The 3916-nt window shown below is 43.3% G+C and carries 2 protein-coding genes; both read left to right on the top strand.

Annotated features, from left to right (window positions below; genetic code table 11):
- The first annotated feature begins 330 nt into the window (after nucleotides 1-330).
- Nucleotides 331-1047 carry an ABC transporter ATP-binding protein gene (locus J6U00_RS09110; protein ID WP_296581196.1) on the top strand — a complete coding sequence of 239 codons (717 nt, stop codon included), beginning with the start codon at nucleotides 331-333 and terminating at the stop codon, nucleotides 1045-1047.
- Nucleotides 1048-1059: 12 nt separating this feature from the next.
- A complete protein-coding gene (locus J6U00_RS09105; RefSeq protein WP_296581194.1) occupies nucleotides 1060-3819 on the top strand; it encodes an FtsX-like permease family protein in 2760 nt (919 codons plus the stop codon).
- Nucleotides 3820-3916: the final 97 nt, after the last annotated feature.

Below are 3916 nucleotides of genomic sequence, written 5' to 3'. Positions count from 1 at the left end.
CTAAAACAGCTAAATATAATTCGAAATGATACCATCAATTATGTTATTCAAAACCAACAGAGCCCTGCTTAAATAGCAGGGCTAAGTTATTATATAAGAAAGAAAAAGAGCTTGTCATTGATATCTTTATTAATATTTGTGCATGCTAACATAAGGCATTTAATCTGTTAGACATGATAATATACAAACCGACGAAATGGGGAATAGCTACTTGACTTTAATGTAATTATATGCTAATATATGAATAGATATTCATGTGTTCATATGAGCTTTGCGAGAGATCGGGCTTTTTAGCATGAATATGGAAAATGACATAAGGAGATGGAGATAATGAGTAAGAAAGACAAAGCGTTTCTTTCAGTCCGTGGACTGAAAAAGAGTTTCGGAAGCGGCGATACGAAACAGGAGGTCCTCAAGGGAATTGATTTTACAGTTGCAAAGGGTGAATTCTGCGTACTTCTCGGACCTTCGGGATCGGGCAAATCCACACTGCTCAATATACTCGGCGGCATAGACAGCACAGACGAAGGCGAAATATCCATAAATGGTGATAAGCTTGCGGAAATGAATGAAAAGAGCCTTACAAGGTACAGGCGCAAGCATCTCGGTTATGTGTTCCAGATGTATAATCTTATCCCAAATCTGAATGTGAAGGAAAATATAGAAACAGGCGCTTACCTGTCGGATAAGCCTCTTGACATCGACGAGCTTCTGAAGATACTTGGTCTGTACGAGCACCGCCACAAGCTTCCAAACCAGCTCTCAGGCGGTCAGCAACAGAGAGTATCTATCGGACGCGCTATAGTAAAAAATCCGGATATACTCTTATGCGACGAGCCAACAGGAGCTCTTGACTACAAGACCTCAAAGGAGATATTGCAGCTCATCGAGGAGGTCAATCAGAAGTACGGAAATACCGTTATTATGGTAACTCATAACGAAGCCATAAAGCAAATGGCTGACCATATCATAAAGCTCCGTGACGGCAAAATAAGGCACGATATCATCAATAAGGAAAAGCTTACAGCTGCCGAGATAGAGTGGTAAGGGGGGAGCAGTATGGAGAAGAACAGTATCTCATTCGGCAGGCGTCCGAAGGATCCTCTGCGCATACGTGTATGGAAAGATATGCTCCGGGATTGGAAGCGATACCTGATGATAGGACTCTTGCTTATCGTGACTATTGGCTTCGTATCGGGGATGTATGTTGCAAATAACAGTATGCTCATCTCCCTTGACAAGAATGTTACGGCAATGAAGCGTGAGGACGGACACTTTAAGCTGTCAATAAAAGCGGATGAAGCGACCATAAGGGCTATTGAAACCGGGGAGCTTGCAGATGTTCCTACGGTATACCGTGAACGCGCTTACAGCAAAGCGACTGACGAGGTAAAAAAAGCCGTAGATGAAGCTGCTGCCGAAAAGGTAGGTGAGCAGGTAAGGGATGCAATAAAGACACAGGTCTCTGCTGCTGTTGACGAACAGATAAACGCTGCAAAGATTATGGGAGCGGAGGTAACAGAAAGCGAGCGCGAGAGCATGATCAGCTCCGCATACAACTCGGCTGTCGCTGAGAATTATGACAAGACTTACAGTGAAGCACTGAAGGTCGCGAAGGAGTCCGGGGACTATGAAAAAGCTTTGTCAGACGCAATGGATGAGGCAAAAAAAGAGATTGACAAGGAAATAGACGATAAGTACGATGAGCTTGCCGAGCGCTATGGCCTTAATGATGAATTTGACGCTGTACCGGTCAGGGTCTACGAGCTCTTCTATAAGGACACAGAGGAGTCTCTGCCTTTGGACAGAAGTTATTCCGGTACTATACGCGTCTATGCTGAGCGCAGTGACATTGATCTTTATGATGTCCTCAGAGGACGAGTTCCTGAAAATGACAACGAGATAATTATCGACCGTATGCATGCAGACAATGCAAATATAAAAGTGGGCGATACATTATACGCAGGAAATACGGATTTTGAAGTAGTTGGACTTGCTGCTTTTGAGGATTACAGCGCCCTATATGAAAGCAATACCGACACCATGTTCGACGCTCTTACTTTTGATGTGGGAATGGTGACTGATGGGGGCTTTGAGCGTATCCGTGCCAATACATGTGCAAATTATGCATTCACATATAATAAGGAGCCTTCCGATGAGTATGAGGAAAAGAAGCTTTCGGAGAATTTCCTTAAAGCGCTCATAACGCAGACTGCTGTTTCGGATACGGAAGATCTGAAGATAGAGGACTATGTTCCTGCTTATGCGAACCAGGCTCTTAACTTTGCGCAGGACGATATAGGCAAGGATAAAGCTATGGGAGGAGTTCTTTTATATATCCTCACCGCTGTTCTTGCCTTCATCTTTGCAGTAACTATCAGCACGACACTTGAACAGGAGTCATCAGTTATAGGTACTCTCAGAGCGTCGGGATACACCAGGGGAGAGCTTCTACGCTACTATATGAGTGCTCCGCTGCTTATCGTCATTATTGCTGCCGTTATAGGAAATATCCTCGGATACACAGTGTTCAAGAATACAGTTGCGAATATGTACTACAGCAGCTACAGCCTGCCGGGGTTTGAGACTTTATGGACTCCTGAAGCGTTTATAAAAACAACTGTAGTACCGGTCGTGCTCATGCTGATAATAAACGCTGTTGTCATAACAAGAACACTTAAGCTTTCGCCCCTCAGATTTTTAAGGCATGACCTGAAACAGAAAAAGAGGAAAAAGGCGATAAGACTGCCAAAATGGAGATTCTTCCAGCGTTTCCGAATGAGAGTATTTTTGCAGAATATTCCGAATTACCTGATGCTTTTCGTAGGTATAACCTTTGTGATGCTGCTTATCTCAATGGCTGTGGGAATGCCAGAGACCCTGTCCTATTATCAGGACGCAATGCCGGATATGATATTTGCAGAGGATCAGATAATACTCAGCAGTACCGAGGACAGCGACGGTAATATTATAACCACAGAGGATGAAGAAGCAGAGCGTTTTTCCGTGACATCACTGGAAAGAAAGTCAGATACATATAACGAGGAAGTAGCTGTTTACGGTATCGAAAATGACAGCAGATACGTAAAGCTAGGCAGCTGCGGGGACGACTCTGTATATATATCCAAGGCTTATGCTGATAAGTATGATGTCAAGGCAGGGGACACCATTACGCTTTCCGAGAAATACGAGCACAGGGAATATGAATGGACGGTAAAGGACATATACGGATATTCTGCCGGAGTTGCCGTCTTTATGGACAACGAACGATTCAACAGTGTTTTTGACAAGGAGCAGAATGAGTTCAGCGGATATATGTCCGATAATATGATAACAGATATCGACAGGGAATATATCGCAAAGGAGATAACCGCTCAGGATATGATCAAGGTGGCGGATCAGCTTGATCACTCTATGGGGGCGTATATGAAGTACTTCCAGTACGTGTGCTTTATCGTGGCTGCGATAATACTGTATCTGCTCACAAAGATAATAATCGAGAAAAATGAACGCTCTATCTCCATGACAAAGATACTTGGCTATGAAAACGGAGAGATAGCTTCGCTTTACCTTGTGCCTACGGCTGTCGTGGTATTCTTATCTGAATTCCTTGCAGTCTACATAGGCTACAAGCTTATGGCGTTCTTCTGGAAACTCATTATGATGAAGATGAGTGGATGGTTCTCATTCATACTGCCTGCATCTGGCTTTGTAAAGGAATTCCTACTCGTATTTGCGGCTTATCTTATCATTACAGTGTTCGATTTCATACGTATCCGCAGGATACCGAAGGTGCTTGCTCTGAAAAATATGGAATAAAATTTATTCTCACTTAAGCCGGAGATGGTTTGACGGTCTATTATGTACCTGCAATACAAAATGAATATATTACACTGAAAAAAGCCTGTTGAGCGAT

Source organism: Ruminococcus sp., from assembly GCF_017650195.1.
Lineage (GTDB): Bacteria > Bacillota > Clostridia > Oscillospirales > Ruminococcaceae > Ruminococcus.
Note: the sequence above shows the minus strand (reverse complement) of the source record. Positions and strands in the feature narration are given on the sequence as shown.

Bases quoted from the DNA above. Each gene is read 5' to 3' on its own strand.
- J6U00_RS09110 (WP_296581196.1), top strand. From the start codon at position 331: ATGAGTAAGAAAGACAAAGCGTTTCTTTCAGTCCGTGGACTGAAAAAG.
- J6U00_RS09105 (WP_296581194.1), top strand. From the start codon at position 1,060: ATGGAGAAGAACAGTATCTCATTCGGCAGGCGTCCGAAGGATCCTCTG.